General features: G+C 61.4%; 18 protein-coding genes, 1 tRNA gene and 1 riboswitch. Of the genes, 15 read left to right on the forward strand and 4 right to left on the reverse strand.

The genetic code is table 11. The annotated features are described in order from the left end of the window. Nucleotides 1-216 precede the first annotated feature (216 nt). The 4 genes from LHAB_RS04755 (at nucleotide 217) to hppD (ending at nucleotide 3,637) form a co-directional block, all read left to right on the forward strand. Nucleotides 217-495 carry a hypothetical protein gene (locus LHAB_RS04755; protein ID WP_090044211.1) on the forward strand — a complete coding sequence of 93 codons (279 nt, stop codon included), beginning with the start codon at nucleotides 217-219 and terminating at the stop codon, nucleotides 493-495. A 379-nt stretch (nucleotides 496-874) separates the two neighbouring features. Beyond that, nucleotides 875-1,135, forward strand: a complete 261-nt coding sequence (locus tag LHAB_RS04760) for a DUF3297 family protein (protein ID WP_090044212.1) — start codon at nucleotides 875-877, stop codon at nucleotides 1,133-1,135. A gap of 7 nt (nucleotides 1,136-1,142) precedes the next feature. Continuing rightward, the gene (locus tag LHAB_RS04765; RefSeq protein ID WP_090044213.1) at nucleotides 1,143-2,342 is read left to right on the forward strand and encodes a CaiB/BaiF CoA transferase family protein; all 1,200 of its coding nucleotides are present in this window, start codon (nucleotides 1,143-1,145) and stop codon (nucleotides 2,340-2,342) included. A 212-nt stretch (nucleotides 2,343-2,554) separates the two neighbouring features. Next, entirely contained in the window at nucleotides 2,555-3,637 is a 1,083-nt protein-coding gene (hppD, locus tag LHAB_RS04770; protein ID WP_090047681.1) for a 4-hydroxyphenylpyruvate dioxygenase, read from the forward strand. Between the two features lie 4 nt (nucleotides 3,638-3,641). On the opposite strand, the gene recQ is transcribed toward hppD, so the two are convergent. After that, nucleotides 3,642-5,522: a DNA helicase RecQ gene (gene recQ, locus LHAB_RS04775; RefSeq protein ID WP_090044214.1), complete on the reverse strand. Its 1,881-nt coding sequence runs from the start codon at nucleotides 5,520-5,522 to the stop codon at nucleotides 3,642-3,644. 209 nt (nucleotides 5,523-5,731) lie between these two features. On the opposite strand from recQ, the gene queC reads away from it, so the two are divergent. Together queC and LHAB_RS04785 are read left to right on the forward strand one after the other, a co-directional pair. Then, on the forward strand, nucleotides 5,732-6,451 hold the full coding sequence (gene queC / locus LHAB_RS04780; RefSeq protein ID WP_090044215.1) for a 7-cyano-7-deazaguanine synthase QueC: 720 nt from the start codon (nucleotides 5,732-5,734) through the stop codon (nucleotides 6,449-6,451). A gap of 25 nt (nucleotides 6,452-6,476) precedes the next feature. Then, nucleotides 6,477-7,523, forward strand: coding sequence for a homocysteine S-methyltransferase family protein (locus LHAB_RS04785; RefSeq protein ID WP_090044216.1), 1,047 nt, complete (start codon nucleotides 6,477-6,479; stop codon nucleotides 7,521-7,523). A gap of 42 nt (nucleotides 7,524-7,565) precedes the next feature. Here the strand turns inward: LHAB_RS04785 and LHAB_RS04790 are convergent, their stop codons facing one another. After that, entirely contained in the window at nucleotides 7,566-8,312 is a 747-nt protein-coding gene (locus tag LHAB_RS04790) for a tyrosine-protein phosphatase (protein WP_090044217.1), read from the reverse strand. A 113-nt stretch (nucleotides 8,313-8,425) separates the two neighbouring features. Next, nucleotides 8,426-8,526, forward strand: a riboswitch (S-adenosyl-L-homocysteine riboswitch). Nucleotides 8,527-8,581: 55 nt separating this feature from the next. On the opposite strand from LHAB_RS04790, the gene metH reads away from it, so the two are divergent. The 9 genes from metH (at nucleotide 8,582) to LHAB_RS04835 (ending at nucleotide 20,177) form a co-directional block, all read left to right on the forward strand. Continuing rightward, nucleotides 8,582-11,293 (forward strand): methionine synthase, encoded by a 2,712-nt coding sequence (gene metH / locus LHAB_RS04795; RefSeq protein WP_090044218.1) that lies wholly within the window; start codon nucleotides 8,582-8,584, stop codon nucleotides 11,291-11,293. A 5-nt stretch (nucleotides 11,294-11,298) separates the two neighbouring features. Then, complete coding sequence (locus LHAB_RS04800; protein ID WP_090044219.1) at nucleotides 11,299-12,369, forward strand: DUF6352 family protein; 1,071 nt, start codon at nucleotides 11,299-11,301, stop codon at nucleotides 12,367-12,369. A gap of 45 nt (nucleotides 12,370-12,414) precedes the next feature. After that, nucleotides 12,415-12,861: an FKBP-type peptidyl-prolyl cis-trans isomerase gene (locus LHAB_RS04805; protein ID WP_090047683.1), complete on the forward strand. Its 447-nt coding sequence runs from the start codon at nucleotides 12,415-12,417 to the stop codon at nucleotides 12,859-12,861. A gap of 56 nt (nucleotides 12,862-12,917) precedes the next feature. Beyond that, complete coding sequence (locus tag LHAB_RS04810; RefSeq protein ID WP_090044220.1) at nucleotides 12,918-14,180, forward strand: ABC transporter substrate-binding protein; 1,263 nt, start codon at nucleotides 12,918-12,920, stop codon at nucleotides 14,178-14,180. Beyond that, nucleotides 14,177-15,808, forward strand: a complete 1,632-nt coding sequence (locus LHAB_RS04815; RefSeq protein WP_369814101.1) for an ABC transporter permease — start codon at nucleotides 14,177-14,179, stop codon at nucleotides 15,806-15,808. The genes LHAB_RS04810 and LHAB_RS04815 overlap by 4 nt, the downstream gene beginning before the upstream one ends. Continuing rightward, nucleotides 15,805-16,482 (forward strand): ATP-binding cassette domain-containing protein, encoded by a 678-nt coding sequence (locus LHAB_RS04820; RefSeq protein ID WP_090044221.1) that lies wholly within the window; start codon nucleotides 15,805-15,807, stop codon nucleotides 16,480-16,482. Before LHAB_RS04815 ends, LHAB_RS04820 begins: the two co-directional genes overlap by 4 nt. Continuing rightward, nucleotides 16,475-17,080 carry a CDP-alcohol phosphatidyltransferase family protein gene (locus LHAB_RS04825; protein WP_090044222.1) on the forward strand — a complete coding sequence of 202 codons (606 nt, stop codon included), beginning with the start codon at nucleotides 16,475-16,477 and terminating at the stop codon, nucleotides 17,078-17,080. Before LHAB_RS04820 ends, LHAB_RS04825 begins: the two co-directional genes overlap by 8 nt. A 116-nt stretch (nucleotides 17,081-17,196) precedes the next feature. Continuing rightward, on the forward strand, nucleotides 17,197-19,425 hold the full coding sequence (locus LHAB_RS04830) for an FAD-dependent oxidoreductase (RefSeq protein WP_090044223.1): 2,229 nt from the start codon (nucleotides 17,197-17,199) through the stop codon (nucleotides 19,423-19,425). Next, entirely contained in the window at nucleotides 19,422-20,177 is a 756-nt protein-coding gene (locus tag LHAB_RS04835; RefSeq protein ID WP_090044224.1) for a DUF3047 domain-containing protein, read from the forward strand. The genes LHAB_RS04830 and LHAB_RS04835 overlap by 4 nt, the downstream gene beginning before the upstream one ends. A gap of 25 nt (nucleotides 20,178-20,202) precedes the next feature. On the opposite strand, the gene LHAB_RS04840 is transcribed toward LHAB_RS04835, so the two are convergent. Continuing rightward, nucleotides 20,203-20,276: transfer RNA gene (locus LHAB_RS04840), tRNA-Pro, on the reverse strand. 18 nt (nucleotides 20,277-20,294) lie between these two features. Further along, nucleotides 20,295-21,491, reverse strand: a complete 1,197-nt coding sequence (locus LHAB_RS04845; RefSeq protein ID WP_090044225.1) for a CaiB/BaiF CoA transferase family protein — start codon at nucleotides 21,489-21,491, stop codon at nucleotides 20,295-20,297. Nucleotides 21,492-21,515 lie beyond the last annotated feature (24 nt).

Consider the following 21,515-nt stretch of genomic DNA (forward strand, 5'->3'; position numbering starts at 1 on the left):
AAAAGTTTGACAGGGCATAAACCGCTTTTTTGTCAATTCACATCAAATGCTGGCTCGAAAGTGAGAGCAAGTGTGAGCATTTGCAGTCATCCAGCCACGAACGCCCGCTGAGTTGTGAGCTTCTGTGTGTTTTCATGATCTTTGATGTGGGGTCGAACGAGGACGGTTGTTAAATTCCAAACCGCTATCTCCACCCATTCTTTTGAGATCCTCACCATGCCTTCACTGAAACAGCTTGAGCAGCAAAAAGCGGAGCTTGATTTGAAAATCACCCAGTCATTGGAAGTCTTGAAAAAGATGGACCATGAATTGGAGCAGGCCAGATTGCGCCAGCAGGCCATCGAACAAGGCACGGCCCAGATCATGGCGGTGATGGAAAAGTACAACTTGACGCAAGAGGACATTTTTCCGAACAGCACAGTCAAAGTTGGCAGCGTCAAGTACAAGGAGTCGCAAACCCTGGCCGAAATGCGTCAATATTTCAACCGCCGTTGAAGGGAAAATGGGCTCGCAAAAAGACAGCTTGCCCGCATCCAAATGACCAAAGCATGAATGACTGTGGACCGCCCTCAGTGCGGATGCGCTTGAGGCCTTGCTCATCGGTAGTCTTTGACCATCGCCCACGGCCCACTTTGGGCCTGAGATTTTTTCGTTGTATGCCGATGCGCTGGGCCATCCCTCTGGCCTGGAAATGCCAGCCCACCGCCTATCTGGCCGGTGGCCCCTTAACGAGGTGCAGGTGGATAGGCGCTGGGCAACCTGAACAAAGATGACCGTTTGCCCTGTGTGGGCCTGATCGCGGTGGCGACCTCAGCGCTTGAATACCCTTGGGTTTTTGGTATAGATTCGGTAGGTTTTAAACCAGTTCAACGCCATGACCGACATCTCTACCGACACACCCTCTCGCCCCGCACTGCCCGACCGCCTCTCGATCGACACCCGCAGTCCGCACCATGTGCGCGGCGTCTTCGAGCACGACATCGGCATCCGCTTCAATGGCAAAGACCGCACCGACGTGGAGGAATACTGCATCAGCGAAGGCTGGGTGCGCGTGCCTGCTGGCAAAACGTTGGACCGCAAGGGCCAGCCCTTGCTGATCAAACTCAAAGGCCAAGTCGAAGCGTATTACCGTTGAGGTGTGCATGAACGTTCCCACCGGAAAACTTCCACTCGAAGGCCTGCGCGTTGTCGAGTTCACCCACATGGTCATGGGCCCCACCTGCGGCATGGTGCTGGCCGACATGGGGGCCGAGGTCATCAAGGTCGAGCCGATCGAGGGCGATCGCACGCGGCACTTGCTGGGTTCGGGGGCGGGTTTTTTTCCGATGTTCAACCGCAACAAAAAGAGCATCCAGCTCAACCTGCAGTCACCAGAAGGTGCCGATGTGGCACGGCGCCTGTGCGCCACCGCCGATGTGGTGGCCGAGAACTTCAAGCCCGGCTCGATGGCCAAGTACGGCCTGGACTACGCCAGCCTGTCGGCCAAGCACCCTCAATTGATTTACGCCAGCCTCAAAGGTTTTTTGCCCGGTCCTTACGACCACCGAACGGCGCTCGACGAGGTGGTGCAGATGATGGGCGGACTGGCCTACATGACGGGGCGCCCCGGCGACCCGCTACGCGCAGGCACCAGCGTGAATGACATCATGGGTGGGATGTTCGGCGCGATTGGCGTGCTGGGCGCGCTGATCCAGCGCGGCATCACGGGCCGCGGGCAAGAGATCCAGTCCGCGTTGTTCGAGAACAATGTGTTCTTGGTGGGGCAGCACATGCTGCAGTACGCCATCACCGGCCAAGCGGCCGAGCCCATGCCCAACCGCATTTCAGCCTGGGCGGTGTACGACGTGTTCACCGTCAAGAGCGGTGAGCAAATCTTTTTGGCCGCCGTGAGCGATGCGCAGTGGGCCACCTTTTGTGACGTGCTGGGCTTTGCCGACCTGAAAGCCGACCCGCGCTACTTTGACAACAACGCCCGCGTGTCCTTGCGCGCCGAGTTGATCCCCGAACTGCGCAGCCGTCTGGAGGCTTTCACCGCGGCCGAACTGACGGCCATTTTTGAAAGAGCCGGTCTGCCCTTTGCGCCTATTGTCAAGCCCGAAGAGTTGTTTGACGATCCGCACCTTCAGGCCACCGGCGGCTTGGCCGATGTGCGCCTGACCGATGGTGCCAAGGCGGGGCAAAGCGCCCCGGCTGCTCTGTTGCCTTTCACCATGGGTGGCCAGCGTTTGGGGGTTCGGCTGGAGCCGCCGTTCCAAGGCGAAAACACCGATGAACTGCTGCGTGGTCTGGGTCTGAGTGCTGTAGACATTGATCAACTGCGCGCATTAAAAGCCGTGGCCTGAAACGTGTTGTCTTGCTGAACCTGTCGATGTCCCTCACAATCAACGCATGTCCATCCAGGTCTTGATTTTCGGTATCCACCTCGCGCGCAGCACGCGGGGCAAACCTTGCGCACCGCCGCAGGCTTCTTAACCCCCCCCCTTTTTGTTGGACCGATTTCAATTCGGGCCCCGCTCACTTTGCAGCGCGGCCCGGTTCATTGCTGGAGATTTTCATGGCCGATTTGTTTGACAACCCCATGGGCCTGTGTGGCTTCGAGTTCGTCGAGTTTGCATCCCCCGTCGCCAACACCCTGGAGCCCTTGTTTGAAAAGATGGGCTTTTCTTTGGTGGCCAAGCACCGATCCAAAGATGTGGTGCTGTACCGCCAAGGCGACATCAACTTCATCGTCAACCGCGAGCCCAAAAGCCTGGCCGGCTACTTTGCCGCCGAGCACGGGCCGTGTGCCTGTGCGTTGGCGTTTCGCGTGAAAGACTCGCACAAAGCCTATGAGCGTGCACTGGCCATGGGCGCTCAACCGGTGGAGGTGCCCACTGGCCCGATGGAGCTGCGCTTGCCCGCCATCAAGGGCATTGGTGGCGCGCCTTTGTATTTGATCGACCGCTTTGAAGACGGCAAAAGCATTTACGACATCGACTTTGAATTCATCGACGGCGTGGACCGCCACCCGCCCGGTCACGGCTTCAAGCGCATCGACCACATGACGCACAACGTCTACAAAGGGCGCATGGCTTACTGGAGTGGTTTTTACGAAAAGCTGTTCAACTTCCGCGAGATCCGCTACTTCGACATCCAAGGCACCCACACGGGCCTGACCAGTCGCGCCATGACCGCGCCCGACGGCATGATCCGCATCCCGCTGAATGAAGAGTCGGGCAAGACCGGGGGCCAGATCGAAGAATTTTTGATGCAGTTCAACGGCGAGGGCATCCAGCACATCGCGCTCTTGACCGACGACCTCTTGAAAAGCGTGGACGCGCTGCAAATGGCGGGCATTCCGCTAATGACCGCGCCCAACGACATCTATTACGAGATGCTCGAAGAACGCCTGCCGGGCCATGGCGAGCCGGTGCCCGAGTTGCAGGCGCGCGGCATCCTGATGGACGGATCAACCGCCAATGGTGAAAAGCGTTTGCTGTTGCAAATCTTCAGTCAGACCTTGCTGGGCCCCGTGTTCTTCGAGTTCATCCAGCGCAAAGCCGATGAAGGCTTTGGCGAAGGCAACTTCAAGGCGCTGTTTGAGAGCCTGGAGCGCGATCAGATTCGGCGTGGGGCGATACAGGTGGATCAAGCCTGAGAGGTCAGCTGCCGTTGCACACCCGCAGCACCTGTTCGCCATAGGCCTCGAGCTTTTTGACGCCCAGCCCGCTGATGCCTTGCAGGTCTTGCAAGCTTTGCGGGGCGGCTTCGGCAATGGCGGCCAGGGTGGCGTCGTGGAAGATCACATAGGCCGGCAGGTTGTGCTCTTTGGCCACTTCGGCGCGCCAAGCCTTGAGGTTGATGTAACGCACCATCGCGTCTTGGCCCAAATTGGCCGCCGCTGGCCCCGGTGCACTGCGTGTGCGGGCCTTTTTGTCGCTGCGCTGGCTGGTGCTCTCGCGCAATTGCACCGGCACATCGCCTTTGAGCACGGCGCGTGAGGCTTCGGTCAGGTGCAAGGTGCTGAAACCGTCTTCGGTGTGCACATGCAGCGCACCAATGGCGATCAACTGGCGCATCACAGCGCGCAGTTGTTGCTCGCTGTAATCCGCGCCCAGCCCAAAGGTGCTGATGCTTTCATGGCCGCGCTGCACCACTTTCTCGGTTTTCTTGCCACGCACGATGTCCATGGTGTGGCCCGCACCAAAGCTGTGGCCACTGCTTTGTTGGCAGCGGTACACGGTGGACAGCAGTTTGCGCGCGGCATCGGTACCGTCCCAGACCTCTGGGGGTTGAAGGCAGTTGTCGCAGTTGCCGCAATAGGGCATGTACACGCCTTGTCCAGCGTCTGTTTGACCCGGATAGGTTTCGTCAAAATATTTCAGCAATCGAACACGGCGGCAGTCGGTCGCCTCGGCCAGACCCAGCAACGCATCGAGCTTGCCGCGCATGACCTGCTTGAACTCTTCACCCGCCGGGCTCTCGTCGATCATGCGGCGCTGGTTGACCACGTCTTGCAGGCCATAGGCCATCCACGCGTCCGACGCCAAGCCGTCGCGCCCGGCACGGCCTGTTTCTTGGTAGTAGCCCTCGATGTTCTTGGGCATGTCCAGGTGCGCCACAAAGCGCACATCGGGTTTGTCGATGCCCATGCCGAACGCGATGGTGGCCACCATCACCACGCCTTCTTCGCGCAAAAATTCGTTTTGGTGGCGCTGGCGCACCGCCGCGTCCAGGCCTGCGTGGTACGGCAGCGCATGGATGCCCGACTCGACCAGCATGGCCGCGATCTCTTCGACCCGCTTGCGCGACTGGCAATAGACCACACCCGCTTCTTCGGGGTGCTCGCGTTCGATGAAGCGCAGCAATTGGGTGCTGGCGTCTTTTTTCTCGACGATGGTGTAGCGGATGTTGGGCCGGTCAAAGCTGCTGATGAACAGCTCGGCGCCTTCCAATTGCAAGCGCTCGACGATGTCGGCACGGGTCAGCGCATCGGCCGTGGCCGTGAGCGCCACACGCGGCACGCCGGGGTAGCGCTCGTGCAACACCGTCAGGCCCCGGTACTCGGGCCGGAAGTCGTGGCCCCATTGGCTCACGCAATGGGCTTCATCGATGGCGAACAGGCTCAGCAGCCCGCGTTCGAGCAAGGAGTCCATTTGGGCCAGAAAGCGCCCATGGGTCACGCGTTCAGGTGCTGCGTAGAGCAGCGTGATCTCACCGCGCATCAGTCGGCGTTCGATGTCCTGCGCTTCTTCGCTCGTCAGCGTGGAGTTGAGGAAGGCGGCGTTCACGCCCGCTTCGTGCAACGCACCCACCTGGTCGTGCATCAGCGCAATCAAGGGCGACACCACCACCGTGATGCCCTGGCCTGCCCGTTGGCGAGCGATGGCCGGAATTTGGTAGCACAGCGACTTGCCACCACCCGTGGGCATGAGCACCAGCGCATCGCCCCCTGCCGCCACATGGTCGATGATGGCTTGCTGGGGGCCGCGAAAGGCATCGTAGCCAAAGACTTCGCGCAGGATGGGGAGGTGGGGGGACACGTTCGGTGTGACAGCTTTGGGTGAGGGGTGATTGTCCGCTATTGGGCGGCTTGATTTTGGCGGGTGTTGTGAGGGTGGGCGGGGGCGGGCACAGGGTTCCTCATGAGGCGGGGGTACGCCAAAATCGTCACCCCGTGCCCGCCCCCTTCCAAACGCCCCCCGACTGAGACAGCTCTCTCCCTCTATTGACAGCGTTACCATCCTTCCCCATGCACACCTCTGCCCTTGTTCTGTTTTCCGGTGGCCAAGACTCCACCACCTGCCTGGCCCATGCCTTGAGCCGCTATGAGCGCGTTGAAACATTGGCTTTTGACTACGGCCAGCGCCACAAAGTCGAGCTGGACGCGCGTTTGAACGTGCTGGCGGCCCTGAAGGCGCGGTTTCCGGCCTGGGCCCCAAAAATGGGCGAGGACCATTTGCTGGACGCCAGCATCCTGGGCCAGATCAGCGAAACGGCATTGACCCGCGACACCGCCATCGCCATGGAAAGCTCGGGTCTGCCCAATACCTTTGTGCCCGGGCGCAACCTGTTGTTCCTGACGCTGGCCGCCGCTTTGGCCTACCGCCGGGGCTTGCAAGTGATCGTCACGGGGGTGTGCGAGACCGATTTTTCGGGCTATCCCGACTGCCGCGACGACACCATGAAGGCCATGCAGGTGGCCCTGTCGCTGGGCATGGACCGCAAGCTGCTGATCGAAACCCCGCTCATGTGGATCGACAAGGCCCAAACCTGGCAACTGGCGCACGATTTGGGCCACAAGGCCGATGCCCACGGTGGCGGACCGGCCTTGGTGGACCAGATCGTCGAGCACAGCCACACCTGCTATCTGGGTGACCGCAGCCAGCGCCATGCTTGGGGTTATGGCTGCGGCCAGTGCCCCGCGTGTGAGCTGCGGGCGTCGGGGTTTGAGCGATTTCAAAAGGCTTGAAACCCGGACTTTTACAATACGGGTCATGAAGACCCCTGTTTACACCCGCGCCCAAGCGCTGCCCGCGATCCTGAACACCCGCATCGCCATCCTGGACGGGGCCATGGGCACCATGATCCAGCGTTTCAAATTGTCGGAGGCCGACTACCGGGGCGAACGTTTCAAGGACTTCCCCAAAGACGTCAAGGGCAACAACGAGTTGCTCAGCCTGACCCGTCCCGACGTGATCCGCGACATCCACGAAGGCTATTTGGCCGCCGGTGCCGACCTGATCGAGACCAACACCTTTGGCGCGACCACCGTGGCCCAGGCCGACTACGACATGCAGCACCTGGCCCGCGAGATGAACCTGCAGTCCGCCAAGATAGCCCGAGCGGCCTGCGACAAGTTCTCCACCCCCGACAAACCCCGTTTTGTGGTCGGCGCCTTGGGCCCCACGCCCAAGACCGCCAGCATCAGCCCCGACGTGAACGACGCCGGGGCCCGCAACGTGACCTTTGAAGAACTGCGCGCCGCTTATTACGAACAGGTGGAAGCCTTGGTCGAAGGGGGCTCCGACGTGTTGCTGGTGGAGACGATTTTTGACACGCTCAACGCCAAAGCGGCGCTGTTTGCCATCGAAGAATTCTTTGAAGCCAGTGGTGAGCGCCTGCCCCTCATCATCAGCGGCACCGTGACCGATGCTTCGGGCCGCATCCTGAGCGGCCAGACCGTGACCGCTTTTTGGCACAGCGTGCGCCACGCCCAGCCCCTGGCCATTGGCCTGAACTGCGCCTTGGGCGCGACGCTGATGCGCCCTTACATCCAGGAGCTGAACAAGGTGGCGGGTGATACGTTCATCAGCTGCTACCCCAACGCGGGCTTGCCCAACCCGATGAGCGACACCGGCTTTGACGAAACGCCCGAGGTGACCAGCCGCCTGCTGCACGAATTTGCCGCCGAGGGCTTGGTCAACATTGTGGGCGGCTGCTGCGGCACCACACCCGAGCACATCGGCGCGATTGGCAAAGCCGTTGCACCCTTGGCCCCGCGCAATGTGCACGGTGGGTTTTTCTACAAAGAAGCGGCCTGAGTTTTCAGGCCATGTCGGGGCTTGCGCCCCGACATGTCGGGTTCAAGGCTCTAACAGCATCCGCTTCAACTCGCCCAGATCTTGGGGGCTGAGGCCAATCGCGCCGTGCAAATAGTCCTGCATGCCGCCGTGTTGGGTGTCTACCGCGTCAAAAGCCGCCTGCAAAAACTCTGGCTGCACTTGCCACAGCACCTTCATCACATGGGGGTGGCCTTGGCCCTCCAGTCGGGCATCGCGCTTGTAGAGTTGGTTGGTCAGCAAATAGTCGTGCTCGATGGTGGCGCGGTTCACGCCCAACGCTGAGAGCAGCAGCGCCGCCGCAAAACCGGTGCGGTCTTTGCCAGCGGTGCAGTGGAACACCTGGGGTGTGGGCTGCTCCAGCAAATGCTTCAGGAACCGCCCATATGTGTCCGCGTTGCGGTTCACAAAATCGCGGTAGGTCTCGCGCATCAAATCCACTGTCTCTTCGGTGGTGGGCACGATGCCCTGCGCCACCAGCGCCTGCATGCGCGCGATCACGGTAGGCTCAATCGTCAGTGCCACGCGCTCAACGCCGGCAATCGCATAAGGCGTTGCGGTGTATTCGACCACGCCGCGAAAGTCCAGGCTGTGCCGCACACCCAGCGACTGCAAACGCGCCACATCTGCATCGGTCAGCCCCGCCAGATGGTCCGAGCGAAACACATGGCCACGCTTGACGCGCTGGCCCCCAGCCGTGGGGTAGCCGCCCACATCGCGGAAGTTGGACGCGCCTTGCAGGGATGTGAGAGGGTTGGATTCGAGGGTCATGTGCGTCTCAAAGGTGATGGCCCCATTGTGCGGCGTTCAAACCGTCAAACCTGTCATCTTGGTGCAAAGTGGGTGTCAGTTTCTCAGGTCAGGCCTGCGGTTAAAATCACCCCTTCCCCAAGGAGCGTTGCAGCCCGCCGCCGTCAAGGCGCATCCGGTCAGGCTTGGGGCCGTTCAATGTCTGAATGATCTTGCACAACGACGCTCACCTGTTGCCCCAAGGTGAGCCCGTGTCTGTTGTCGCGTCTGAAATTCTGTCTGTTTCCCCCATGAAGTTGTCCGGTCTGGAGCCTGTCTCCATCGGCACGGGGTCGCTGTTTGTCAACGTGGGTGAGCGCACCAACGTGACCGGCTCCAAGGCCTTTGCCCGCATGATTTTGAACGGCGAATACGAGCAAGCGCTGGCCGTGGCGCGCCAGCAGGTTGAAAACGGTGCGCAGATCATCGACGTGAACATGGACGAAGCCATGCTCGACAGCCAGGCGGCCATGGTGCGGTTTTTGAACCTGATGGCCGGCGAGCCCGACATCGCCCGCGTGCCGGTGATGGTGGATTCGTCCAAATGGACCGTGATCGAAGCCGGTTTGCGCTGCATCCAGGGTAAGGGCATCGTGAACTCGATCAGCATGAAAGAAGGCGTGGAAGAGTTCAAGCGCCAGGCCAAGCTGGTCAAACGTTACGGCGCGGCTGCCGTGGTCATGGCGTTTGATGAAAAAGGCCAGGCCGACACTTACGAACGCAAGATCGAGATTTGCGAGCGCGCTTACCGCGTGCTGGTCGACGAGGTGAACTTTCCGCCGGAAGACATCATTTTTGACCCCAACATTTTTGCCATCGCCACCGGCATCGAAGAGCACAACAACTACGCGGTGGACTTCATCAACGCCACGCGTTGGATCAAGCAACACCTGCCGGGCGCCAAGGTCTCGGGCGGTGTGTCCAACGTGTCCTTCAGCTTCCGGGGCAACGACCCGGTGCGCGAGGCCATCCACACCGTGTTCCTGTACCACGCCATCCAGGCGGGCATGGACATGGGCATCGTCAACGCGGGCATGGTCGGCGTCTACGACGACCTGGAGCCCACGCTGCGCGAGCGGGTGGAAGACGTGGTGCTGAACCGCCGCCCTGATGCGGGCGAGCGTTTGGTGGAAGTGGCCGACAGCGCCAAGGGCGCAGCCAAAGACGAGACCACCAAGCTGGCCTGGCGCGGCACGCCCGATGCACCGGTGCGTGTGGCGCAGCGCTTGAGTCACTCGCTGGTGCATGGCATCACCGACTTCATCAGCGACGACACCGAAGAGGCTTACCAAGAAATTCTGGCCAAGGGCGGTCGTCCGCTGCATGTGATCGAAGGCCCGCTGATGGACGGCATGAACGTGGTCGGCGACCTGTTCGGCCAGGGCAAGATGTTCTTGCCGCAGGTGGTGAAAAGCGCCCGCGTGATGAAACAGGCTGTGGCGCATTTGCTGCCTTACATCGAAGCCGAAAAGCTCGCGCAAGAAGCCGCTGGCGAAGACGTGAAAGCCAAGGGCAAGATCGTGATCGCCACCGTCAAGGGCGATGTGCACGACATTGGCAAGAACATCGTCACCGTGGTTTTGCAGTGCAACAACTTTGAAGTGGTCAACATGGGCGTGATGGTGCCCTGTCACGAAATTTTGGCCAAGGCCAAAGCAGAAAACGCCGACATCATTGGCCTTTCGGGCCTGATCACGCCCAGCCTCGAAGAGATGCAGTACGTGGCGGCCGAGATGGAAAAAGACCCGTATTTCCGCGAACGCCAGATGCCGCTGCTCATTGGCGGGGCCACTTGCAGCCGCGTGCACACCGCCGTGAAGATCGCGCCCAACTACAGTGGCCCCGTGGTTTATGTGCCCGATGCTTCGCGCAGCGTGGGTGTGGCGCAGGGCTTGTTGTCCGAGCAAGCGGCCAAATTCATCGCCGACCTGAACACCGATTACGCCAAAGTGCGCGAGCAACACGCGGGCAAAAAGCAAACTCCGATGTGGACGCTGGCCCAAGCCCGCGCCAACAAGACACCGATCGACTGGTCGCAAGGCGTGCCCGCCGCGCCCAAGTTCATTGGCCGGCGCGTGTTCAAGAACTACGACCTGGCCGAGATCGCGCAGTACATCGATTGGGGTCCGTTCTTCCAGACTTGGGATTTGGCGGGGCCTTTCCCCGCGATCCTCGATGACGAGGTGGTGGGCGAGCAGGCGCGCAAGGTGTATGCCGACGCGCAAGCCATGCTGCAAAAAATCATCGATGGCCGCTGGGTCACCGCCAACGCGGTGCTGGGCCTGTACCCCGCGAACAGCGTGAATGACGACGACATCGCGCTCTACACCGATGCGTCTCGCCAGCAGGTCGCCATGACCTGGCGCGGCTTGCGACAGCAAACCGAAAAACAGCGCATCGATGGCGTCATGCGCCCCAGCCGCTGCTTGGCCGACTTCGTCGCGCCGCAGGGCACAGCGCCAGACCATGTGGGCCTGTTCGCGGTCACCGCCGGCATCGGTGCCGACAAACGAGCTGCCGCTTTTGAAGCCGCACACGACGACTACAGCGCCATCATGCTCAAGTCATTGGCTGACCGCTTGGCCGAAGCTTTGGCCGAATGTCTGCACAAAAAAGTGCGTACCGACCTGTGGGGTTATGCCGTGGGCGAGGCGCTGAGCAACGAAGCGTTGATTGCCGAAAAGTACCAAGGCATTCGCCCCGCACCCGGCTACCCGGCCTGCCCCGACCACAGTGCCAAGCAAGCGATGTTCGACTTGCTGCAATGCGAAGACATCGGCATGGGCCTGACCGAGAGCCTGGCCATGACGCCTGCAGCCAGCGTGAGTGGTTTCTACATCGCCCACCCCGAGGCCCAGTACTTCAACGTGGGCAAAGTGGGTGACGACCAGGTGAGCGATCTGGCACAGCGCAGCGGTGTCGAGGTCAAAGACCTGCAACGCTTGCTGGCCCCCAACCTGTAAACGCCATGCACACCTTCTGGACCGCCTGCGGCCACCAACACCTGACACCCAACGAGCGCGGTTGGTTGGTGCCCAGTCCAGACTACTGGCGAATGTGGCTGCAACGCCCCGAAATGGCGCTGGTGCCCGAATCGTGCAAGGCCGAAAAGCGCTTGCATGCCGCGCTGACCGAGGCGCCCAACAGGCTGGTCACCCCTGCAGACTACAAACATTTCAAGGACGACGATGTCCGTGAAAATTACAAACTGTTTTTGCGTTTTCGCGATGAAGTGAACAGCGCGGGTTCTCTGGAAGCGGCCTACATGGGCTGGATCCAGAGTGGCAACATCCAGCTCCCGCCCCTGTTCATCGACCTGGTGGTGCAGGCCATCGTGTGCAATGTGTTGACCGGTGAGAACGATGCTTGGGTCTGGCGTGCGGCAGAACTGCTGTTCAGACGCCAACGCATCACCGTGCGCGATGGCCGCGTGCTGTCGGGCGACAGCGACACGCTGGACACTTTGCAAGCCACCGGTGGCCTCGGTGAGATGGGCCGCTTGTTGATGGAGGGCGGTGCGGCGCTCAAAGCAGTCGATGTGAAAGTGCTGCACAAGGACAACGAAGAGCGTTACCTGGCGCAGCGCGAAGGCTTGGGCCGCTACGCTTTTTTGCTGGACATGACGCACGAGATCCAGAACGAGTTGCCGCACGGCTTGATCCTCAAAATGGTCAATGCCCGCTCGGGCCTCAAAGCCTTGTCGGTGGTGCTGGCGCGTTGGGTTCAACACTTCTTGGGGGTCTCGGTGCAAATCGAGCCGGTGCAAAAAGTGGACGACCCCGCTTGGCGTTGGCATGTGGGCCTGGACGTCACGTCCACCGCTTTGCTCAATGACTTGTACCAAGGCATGGAGCTGGAAGCTGCGCGGCAACAACAACTCATCAGCCTGTTCAAGCTGCGCTTTGACCACCCGCAAGACATGCGCGCCGATGTGCAAGGCAAGCCGGTTTATTTGGGCTTGGCCATGAACGAGCAGGGACTGCTCAAACTCAAACCGCAAAATCTGCTGCTCAATTTGCCCTTGACCCTTTCTGCCTGAAATTTTTCGCTCAGGTTTTGTTATCTTTAACTACCCCCGTAAATGATGAAAACCATACTCCGCTTCTCGTGTCTCGCCCTCACCCTCGCCCTGTTGGCCCCATCGGCCATGGCGCAAAACGCGGTGATCACAGCTGCCGCCAAAGAAGATGGCGCTGTGGTGACCCCCAGTGGACTGGTCTACAGAAGCCTGAAAGACGGCAGCGGTGCCAGCCCCACGGCCAGCGACAAAGTGACGGTGCACTACAAAGGGACCTTCCCGGACGGACGCGAATTTGACAGTTCTTACAAACGCGGCCAGCCCATCGACTTTCCCCTCAACCGCGTGATTGCGTGTTGGACCGAAGGCGTGCAGCGCATGAAGGTGGGTGGCAAAGCCAAGTTGACCTGCCCGCCTGAAATCGCTTACGGTGCGCGAGGCGCGGGCAACGCGGTGCCGCCCAACGCCACACTGTTGTTTGAGGTGGAGTTGCTGGGCATCCAAGGCAAGTGATGCCTTTGGCGCCATTCACTGGACCACCGCACCCAGGCTCACGCGATAGGCTTGACATGACACACGCTACTTCTTGCCCCACCGAAACCCCGCAGCGCTGGTGGAACCGCCGGCAAACCTTGGCTGCATTGGGGGCGGTTTCGGTGTTGCCCGCCGTTTTGGCTGTGCGCCCGGCGGCAGCGCAAGGGGTCAACACCGCTTGGCCCGACACCCTGCGCGCCGCACGCGGCCAAACGGTGTATTTCAACGCTTGGGCAGGCAGTGAGCGCATCAACGCCTACATTCAATGGGCCGCAGGTGAGTTGCAGCGCGACTTTGGTGTGAAGTTACAGCACGTCAAGATCAGCGATGCGGCCGATGTGGTCAAACGCGTGCGCGCCGAAAAGCAAGCGGGGCGTCAAGCCACCGAAGGCACGGTGGACCTGATCTGGATCAATGGCGAAAACTTTGCCGCCATGAAACGCGATGGTTTGTTGTCCGCGCCGTTCGCCCTAGCGCTGCCCAACTTTCAGTGGGTGGACACAGCAGGCAAGCCCACCACGTTGGTGGATTTTTCAGTCCCCACCGACGGGCTGGAATCGCCTTGGGGCATGGCGCAGCTCACGTTTTTTGCCGACGCCCAACGCCTGCTCAAGCCGCCACAAAGCATGGCCGAACTGCTGACCTTGGCGCGCAGCCAGCCCGGGCGCATCACCTACCCGCGCCCGCCCGAGTTCCATGGCACCACCTTCATCAAGCAGGCCCTGATCGAGCACGCGCCGGACGTGAAAGCGCTGGCCCGCCCTGTGACCCCCGAGGCCTTGCAAACGCAAGCGGCACCCCTGTGGCGCTTTTTGGATGCGCTGCACCCGCAGCTGTGGCGCGGTGGCAAACAGTTTCCGCAAAACTCGGCGGCCGTGCGACAGATGATGGCCGATGGTGAGTTGGTGATGGCCTTGACCTTCAACCCCAACGAAGCGGCCAACGAAATCGCCGCCAAGCGCCTGCCCGCCTCGGTGCAGAGCTGGCAATTTTCCAAGGGCACGATCGGCAACACCCACTTTGTGGCCATCCCGTACAACGCGCCCAGCAAAGCGGGCGCGCAGGTAGTGGCCAACTTTTTGCTGTCGCCCATTGCGCAAGCGCGCAAAGCCGACATCGAGGTGTGGGGCGACCCCACGGTGCTCGATGTGGCGCGCCTGCCTGCGGCTGAGCGTGTGCGGTTTCAATCGGCAGCGCGTCCCGGGCAAGTGACCGTGACCGCTTCCGTGTTGCCCGAACCGCACGCCTCTTGGGTCGATGCGCTGGAAAAAGAGTGGACACGCCGCTACGGTGTGTGAGCTGCTTGCCTGCCATTTTGCTGGCCCTGATCGCTGCTGTACCCATGGGCTGGGCGCTGTGCTTGGCCGCATCGCAAGCCTGGGATGCCAGCGCTTGGCAGGCTTTGTGGGCCGATCCGCAAACGCTGCGTGCTTGGGGCATGACGCTGTGGACCGGGCTGGCCTCCACGGTGCTGGTGTGGTTGACGGTGGCGCGCTTGTTGGCCCATGGTTTCATTCGGCAGCAATTGGCCCGCTGGCTCACCCATGTGCCTGCCTTGCTGGCCACGCCGCACGCGGCCATGGCCATTGGGCTGGTGCTGTGGCTCTCGCCCAGCGGCTGGGCTTTGCGCTTGGTGTCGCCGGGCCTCACCGGCTTTGACGCGCCGCCGCCTTGGTTGACCACACAAGACCCGTGGGGCTTGGGTTTGATTGTGGCGCTGTGGCTCAAAGAAGTGCCGTTTTTGCTCTGGGTGGCGGCCACGCAATTGCAACGCGAAGACCTGCGCCGACGATGGCAGGCCGAATTTGCACTGGCCCAAACATTGGGCCACACGCCCGCCACCGCTTTTGCCCGAGTGGTCTGGCCGCAGCTGGCACCTCGCTTGCGCTGGCCGCTGCTGGCGGTGTTGGCCTATGGCCTCACGGTGGTGGACATGGCGCTCATCATCGGCCCTGCGACGCCACCCACTTTGGCGGTGCTGGCCTGGCAATGGCTGGGTGATGCCGATGCGGCCATGCAGGCGCAAGGTGCGGCAGCGGCGGGTTGTCTCACGGTCAGTGTGGCGATGTTGGCGGGGATGACCGTCATGGTGCTGCGCGCACGGGCGCGTTTGCGCAAAGGCGCGAGCAGCCCCCAGTTGCAGCAGGGTGAGTCATCTTGGGTGGGCTTGGCCATCGGTGGGGCTTATCTGGCCGTTTGGTGGGCCTTGGCGGTGGGCAGTGTGTCGGGCGTCTGGCCTTTTCCGCAGCTTTGGCCCTCGCTGTGGACGGGTGATGCCTGGGCGCAAGTGATCGCCAGTGCCCCCACGGTGTGGACCACCTTGGGTTTGGCGGCGGCCTCTGCCAGTGTGTGCCTCGTTTGGTCGCTGGCCTGGCTGGAGCTGACACCGCGCCGCTGGCAACAGGCTTGGCGACCTTGGTGGTTGCTGCCGCTGGTCTTGCCCTCGGTGCTGTGGGTGGTGGGCCTCTACAGCGTGGCGCTGCAGTGGCGACTGGAGGGGCAGTGGCTGGGCCTGCTTTTGTCGCATGTGGTCATGGTGTTGCCGTATGTCCTGCTGGCCTTGGAGCCCGCCTATTTGGCGGTCGATCCGCGCCAATCGGCTGTGGTGGCCAGCTTGGGCCAGGGCCGATGGACTGACTTGCTGCGCATCAAATGGCCGCTGCTCCAACGCGCCATTGCCTCGGCCTGGGCGGTGGGTTTTGCGGTCAGTGTGGCGCAGTATTTGCCCACCTTGTATGTAGGGGCGGGGCGCTTTGCCACGGTGACCACCGAGGCCGTGACGCTGGCGTCTGGCGCGCAGCGCTCGCTCATGAGCGCTTATGCGGCTTTGCAGATGCTTTTGCCCGTGTTGGCCTTTGCTTTGGCCGCTTACTTGGGCAGGCCACGCCAATTTGAGAAGATCGGGCCGATGAAAGACAACACATGAACGCGGGACTCCAGATCGACATCGAACGCTTGGGCACGGTGGCGCAGACCTTGGTGCAAGACCTGCACCTGCATGTGCCCGCAGGCGAGATCCTCACGCTCATGGGGCCGAGTGGTTGCGGCAAAAGCGCGGTGCTGGCGGCCACTGCGGGCACGCTGGCCGGCGTGGCCGAAGGTTTGCAGCCTTTGCAGTTTGACGGCCGTGTGCAGTTGAATGGCCGTGACCTCACCGCCTTGCCCACGCACCTGCGCGGTGTCGGCTTGGTGTTTCAGGATGCTTTGCTGTTTGCCCACATGACGGTGGCCGAAAACCTGATGTTTGCCGTGCCCCGCGCCTTGCCGTTGGCACAGCGCCAGGCGCGTGTGCAGCAAGCACTGCAAGAAGCCGAGCTGAACGGCATGGGCGATCGCGACCCGTCCACGCTCTCGGGGGGGCAGCGTGCGCGGGTGGCGCTCATGCGCGCGCTGCTGGCCGAGCCGCAAGCACTGCTTTTGGATGAGCCGTTCTCCAAACTCGACGCCGCCTTGCGCGCCCAGCTGCGCCCATGGGTGTTTGCGCATGTGCGCGAGCGGCGCATTCCGGTGGTGCTGGTCACGCACGACGAACAAGACGTGGCCGACCCGCAGCGCGTGGCGCACTTGCGCGCCGCCGGAGAAAGCGCTAACCATGTTTGACCGCCATGCCCAAATCCTCTTGCGCCCCGCGTTGAACGCCGCCGCACGCCGCTTGGTGCGCGCAGGCATCAGCGCCGACGCGCTGACCTGGCTGGGCTTTGCCATCGGCATGGCCGCCGCCGTGGCGATTGCGCTGCAAGCCTGGTGGTGGGGCTTGGCGCTGCTGCTCGCCTCGCGCCTGCTCGACGGCCTGGACGGCAGCGTGGCCCGCCTGACCCAGCCCACCGACGCGGGTGGTTTCTTGGACATCGCGCTCGACTTCGTGTTTTATGCCGCCATCCCCCTGGCCTTTGCGGTGGCCAACCCCAGCACCAACGCACTGCCTGCCGCAGCCCTGCTGGCCAGCTTCATCGGCACCGGCAGCAGCTTTTTGGCATTTGCCGCGCTCGCCGAAAAACGCGGCCTGACGGACACCGCCTTGCCGGGCAAAAGCTTTTACTTTTTAGGGGGCCTCACCGAAGCCACCGAGACCATCACCGTGTTTGCCGCCATGTGCATCTGGCCTGAACACTTTGCGGTGTTGGCTTATGGGTTTGCGGGGTTGTGTGCAATCACCACGGGGATGCGGGTGAGGTGGGGTTATGGACGGCTGAGTTAAAAGTTTCGCCGCTGTTTGTCAACAATTGAACGTCCTGTGTGGACAAGTTGTCATCTGCGGTTATGGTTCAGATCGTTTGGTGCGCATAGCGCAGCACCGATCATTTTGGAGTTTTCATGCGCCTTCGTCAAACCGTCTTATTGCTTTTGCTGGCGCTGGCCATCGGCGCGTTTGTCGCGCTGGACTTGGGGCGCTTCTTGAGCTTTGAGCAGCTCAAAGCCAGCCAGGCCGGTTTTGAGCAGCTGCACGCCGAGCAGCCGCTTGCGGTGGTGGTGGTGTATTTCTTGGTCTATGTGCTCGCGACAGCGCTGTCCATTCCGGGGGCTGTGATCATCACCTTGGCCGGTGGCGCCATTTTTGGCCTGTGGCAAGGTTTGTTGATCGTGTCATTTGCGTCCACCTTGGGTGCGACCTTGGCCTTTTTGGCGTCGCGCTTTTTGTTGCGCGATTGGGTCGAGGCGCGCTTTGGTCAGCGCTTGGCCGACATCCACTTGGGCGTGGACCGCGAGGGCGGTTTTTACCTCTTCACTTTGCGCCTGATCCCGGTCGTACCGTTTTTCCTGATCAACCTGCTCATGGGCCTCACGCGCATGAACACTTGGACGTATTACTGGGTCAGCCAAGTCGGCATGTTGGCGGGCACGGCGGTGTATGTGAATGCGGGCACGCAGCTGGCGCAGCTCGAATCGCCGCAAGGCATTTTGAGCCCAGCGCTCTTGGGCAGTTTTGTACTGCTGGGCATCTTCCCGCTGATCGCGCGCCGCATCGTGGCCTCGGTGCAAAAGCGCAAGGTCTACGCCCGCTGGGCCAACCAGCGCCCCAAAACTTTTGATCGCAACCTGATCGTCATCGGCGGCGGCGCGGGTGGTTTGGTCAGCGCCTACATCGCCGCAGCCGTCAAGGCCAAGGTCACGCTGATCGAGGCGCACAAGATGGGCGGCGACTGCTTGAACTACGGTTGCGTGCCGAGCAAAGCGCTGATCAAAAGCGCCAAGCTGGCCCAGCAAATGCGCCACGCGTCCCAATACGGCCTGAGCGATGCGTCCCCGAATTTCAGCTTCAAGCCGGTGATGCAGCGCGTGCACGACGTGATCAAAGCCATTGAGCCGCACGACAGCATCGCGCGTTACACCGGCCTGGGTGTGGAGGTGCTGCAGGGGTACGGCAAGCTGGTCAACCCGTGGACGGTGGAGGTGGCTTTGAACGACGGCACAGTTCAGCGCTTGACCGCCCGCAGCATCGTGATCGCCGCCGGTGCCCGCCCCTTCGTGCCGCCACTGCCCGGTTTGGATGATGTGGGTTATGTGACCAGTGACACGCTGTGGGATGAATTCGCCCAACTCGACGAAGTGCCCAAGCGTCTGGTGGTGCTGGGCGGCGGGCCGATTGGCTGCGAGCTGGCACAAAGCTTTGCGCGACTGGGCGCAAACGTCACCCAAGTGGAAATGGGCGCACGCATCATGAGCCGCGAAGACGTGGAGGTGAGCGAGCTCGCCAAAGCCTCATTAGAGGCCGATGGCGTGCAGGTGCTCACCGGCCACAAGGCGCTGCGCTGCGAGCTGCGCCCATCCACCGTCACTGCGAGCGGAGCGAAGCAGCCCATGGATCGCCCGCTCGCGATGACGAGCAAGGATGTTGAAAAATGCCTGATCGTCGAGCACAACGGTCAAGAGCAGGTCATACCGTTTGACCAACTGATCTGCGCCGTGGGACGGGTGGCGCGTTTGCAGGGTTATGGACTGGAAGAATTGGGCATCCCCACGCAGCGCACCGTGGATACCAACGAGTACCTGCAAACCATTTACCCCAACATCTACGCTGCAGGCGATGTGGCGGGGCCCTTCCAGTTCACCCACACCGCCGCGCACCAAGCGTGGTACGCCACCGTCAATGCGCTGTTTGGCGAGTGGAAGCTGTTCAAGGCCGACTACTCGGTGATTCCGTGGGCCACCTTCATCGACCCCGAGGTGGCGCGTGTGGGCTTGAACGAGCAAGAAGCGAAAGAAAAAAACATCGCCTACGAAGTCACGAAGTACGGCATTGATGACTTGGACCGCGCCATCGCAGACAGCGAAGCGCGCGGTTTTGTGAAAGTGCTTACCGTCCCGGGCAAAGACCGCATTTTGGGTGTGACCATCGTGGGTGCACACGCAGCAGATTTGCTGGCCGAGTACGTGCTGGCCATGAAACACGGCCTGGGCCTGAACAAAATTTTGGGCACCATCCACACCTACCCCACGATGTCTGAAGCCAACAAATACGCCGCAGGCGAATGGAAGCGTGCGCACGCGCCGCAACGCTTATTGGCTTGGGTGAAGAAGTACCACGATTGGCGGCGCGGATGAACCCGTTTTTGCAGCCTCTGCCCGCGCTGCTGGCGCTGGGCCTGACTTGTGCCTCAGCATCTGCTTGCGCGCAAAGCCTCTCCCCTTTGGTGCCTGCGGATGGCACAGCCGCCAACACATGGCGCTATGTCGGTTTTCCAAAATCCAAGGCCGACATTCCGGCCACGCGTTTTGAACTGGCCGATGTGCAGGGCGAGCGGGCACTCAAGGTCAGCACGCGCGCTTCTTATGGCACTTGGCTGCACGACCTGCCCAAAGTTGATCCAGGCCGATTGCAATGGCGATGGCGCCTGGACCAACCGCTCACGGGCGGCAAAAACGAGGTTGACATCTTGACCAAAGAAGGTGACGACGCGGCGCTCAAGGTGTGTGTGATGTTCGATCACCCGCTGGGTCGTGTGCCGTTCGCCCAGCGCACCTTGCTGCGCATCGCCCGCAGCATCAGCGGCGAAGACTTGCCAGCTGCAACGATTTGTTATGTGTGGGACAGCGTGCATCCTGCTGGCCTGCAAGGGGCCAATCCCTACACCCAGCGCGTTCGCTTCATGACGCTGCAAGGCAAAGGTGCACCCCTGGCCCAATGGCAAACCGAGACCCGCGATGTGGCCGTCGATTTTGCCAAGTTGTTTGCCGATGAATTGCCCACGGGTGCATCGGCGCCCACCGTGCGTGCAGTGCTGATTGGCGCTGACAGCGACAACACAGGCAGTCAGAGTGTGGCTTGGGTCAAAGGCATCAACTGGTTGCGCTGAAAGCGAGCCGGCCTTGTGGGTCTGATCGGATTGAGAGGATTCGAACCCCTGGTCTCTACGTCCCGAACGTAGCGCTCACCCAGACCAATCTACATCCAGAAATTTCGGGTGCAAATTTTAGAGTTGCAAGCCCAGCTCATGAAGGATCGACTCGGTGTGCTCACCCACTTGGGGGATCGGGTCCATGCGGTAATCGAAGGCACTTTGCCTGCCCGGCGGCAGCAGGGCGGGCAAAGTGCCAGCAGGAGAAGCGACTTGCGCCCAGCGTTCGCGGGCCTGCAGTTGTGGGTGTGCCCACAAATCGGCCATGGTGTTCATGCGGGCGTTCGCAATGGTTGCCCGATCCAGCCGCTCGGTGACCTGTGCCAAGGTCAGTGGTGCAAAGGTGTCAAGGATGATCGCCTGCAAGGCCAATCGGTTGTCGTTGCGAAGGGCATTGTTTTCAAACCGCAGATCGCTCGCCAGCGTTGGTTGCAGCAAGACATGCTCGCAAAAAAGCACCCATTCGCGCTCGTTTTGCAGGCCCAGCATCACGGTGCCGATGTGCTCGCCTTGGGTGCCCAGCTGAGCGCCCACCTGAAAAGGACCGTAAGGGTAAATCGTGGCATGGGCTGCAGCATTGCGTGGCGGGGGCGTGGCGCCGTCCATTGCGTAATACATTGGAAAGCCCATCCATTCGGTCAGTGCTTCCAGCATGGACACGTCGATGTGTGAGCCTTGCCCGGTTTTGTCGCGCTGCAACAGGGCCGACAAAATGTTGCTGTAGGCGTACATGCCGGCGGCAATGTCGGCAATCGAGTTGCCGCTCTTGCTCGGTTGCTCGGCTGTCCCGGTCACGCTCAAATAACCGGCTTCGCTCTGGATCAGCAAGTCATAGGCTTTTTTATCGCGGTAAGGCCCATCGTTGCCATAGCCAGAGATGTCGCACACGATCAGCCGAGGGTGCAGCGCACGCAGCGTTGTGGCGTCCAACCCCATGCGGGCAGTAGCACCAGGCGCCAGGTTTTGCACCAGCACATCCGCTTTGCCCAGCAGGGCCTTGAGGGCAGCCAAGTGTGTGGGTTCTTTGAGGTCCAGCGCCAGACTCTCTTTGGAGCGATTGACCCACACAAAATGGGACGACAAGCCCCGCGCGCGCTGGTCGTAGGCGCGGGCAAAGTCGCCCGAACCTGGCCGCTCGACCTTGATGACGCGGGCCCCCAGATCGGCCAGTTGGCGTGTGCAAAAAGGGGCGGCAATCGCATGTTCCAGCGAGACCACGGTGATGTGGTCGAGTGGACGGGTTCCGGACTTGGATGCGTCAACGTGGGGCATGGTGTGGTGCGTGTGAGTTCGTCA

The organism is Limnohabitans sp. 2KL-27 (assembly GCF_001269345.1).
In the GTDB taxonomy this organism is placed as follows: Bacteria; Pseudomonadota; Gammaproteobacteria; order Burkholderiales; family Burkholderiaceae_C; genus Limnohabitans_A.

Coding starts and splice junctions, on each gene's coding strand:
- LHAB_RS04755 (WP_090044211.1), top strand. CDS start 217: ATGCCTTCACTGAAACAGCTTGAGCAGCAAAAAGCGGAGCTTGATTTG.
- LHAB_RS04760 (WP_090044212.1), top strand. CDS start 875: ATGACCGACATCTCTACCGACACACCCTCTCGCCCCGCACTGCCCGAC.
- LHAB_RS04765 (WP_090044213.1), top strand. CDS start 1,143: ATGAACGTTCCCACCGGAAAACTTCCACTCGAAGGCCTGCGCGTTGTC.
- hppD (WP_090047681.1), top strand. CDS start 2,555: ATGGCCGATTTGTTTGACAACCCCATGGGCCTGTGTGGCTTCGAGTTC.
- queC (WP_090044215.1), top strand. CDS start 5,732: ATGCACACCTCTGCCCTTGTTCTGTTTTCCGGTGGCCAAGACTCCACC.
- LHAB_RS04785 (WP_090044216.1), top strand. CDS start 6,477: ATGAAGACCCCTGTTTACACCCGCGCCCAAGCGCTGCCCGCGATCCTG.
- LHAB_RS04790 (WP_090044217.1), bottom strand. CDS start 8,312: ATGACCCTCGAATCCAACCCTCTCACATCCCTGCAAGGCGCGTCCAAC.
- metH (WP_090044218.1), top strand. CDS start 8,582: ATGAAGTTGTCCGGTCTGGAGCCTGTCTCCATCGGCACGGGGTCGCTG.
- LHAB_RS04800 (WP_090044219.1), top strand. CDS start 11,299: ATGCACACCTTCTGGACCGCCTGCGGCCACCAACACCTGACACCCAAC.
- LHAB_RS04805 (WP_090047683.1), top strand. CDS start 12,415: ATGAAAACCATACTCCGCTTCTCGTGTCTCGCCCTCACCCTCGCCCTG.
- LHAB_RS04810 (WP_090044220.1), top strand. CDS start 12,918: ATGACACACGCTACTTCTTGCCCCACCGAAACCCCGCAGCGCTGGTGG.
- LHAB_RS04820 (WP_090044221.1), top strand. CDS start 15,805: ATGAACGCGGGACTCCAGATCGACATCGAACGCTTGGGCACGGTGGCG.
- LHAB_RS04825 (WP_090044222.1), top strand. CDS start 16,475: ATGTTTGACCGCCATGCCCAAATCCTCTTGCGCCCCGCGTTGAACGCC.
- LHAB_RS04830 (WP_090044223.1), top strand. CDS start 17,197: ATGCGCCTTCGTCAAACCGTCTTATTGCTTTTGCTGGCGCTGGCCATC.
- LHAB_RS04835 (WP_090044224.1), top strand. CDS start 19,422: ATGAACCCGTTTTTGCAGCCTCTGCCCGCGCTGCTGGCGCTGGGCCTG.
- LHAB_RS04845 (WP_090044225.1), bottom strand. CDS start 21,491: ATGCCCCACGTTGACGCATCCAAGTCCGGAACCCGTCCACTCGACCAC.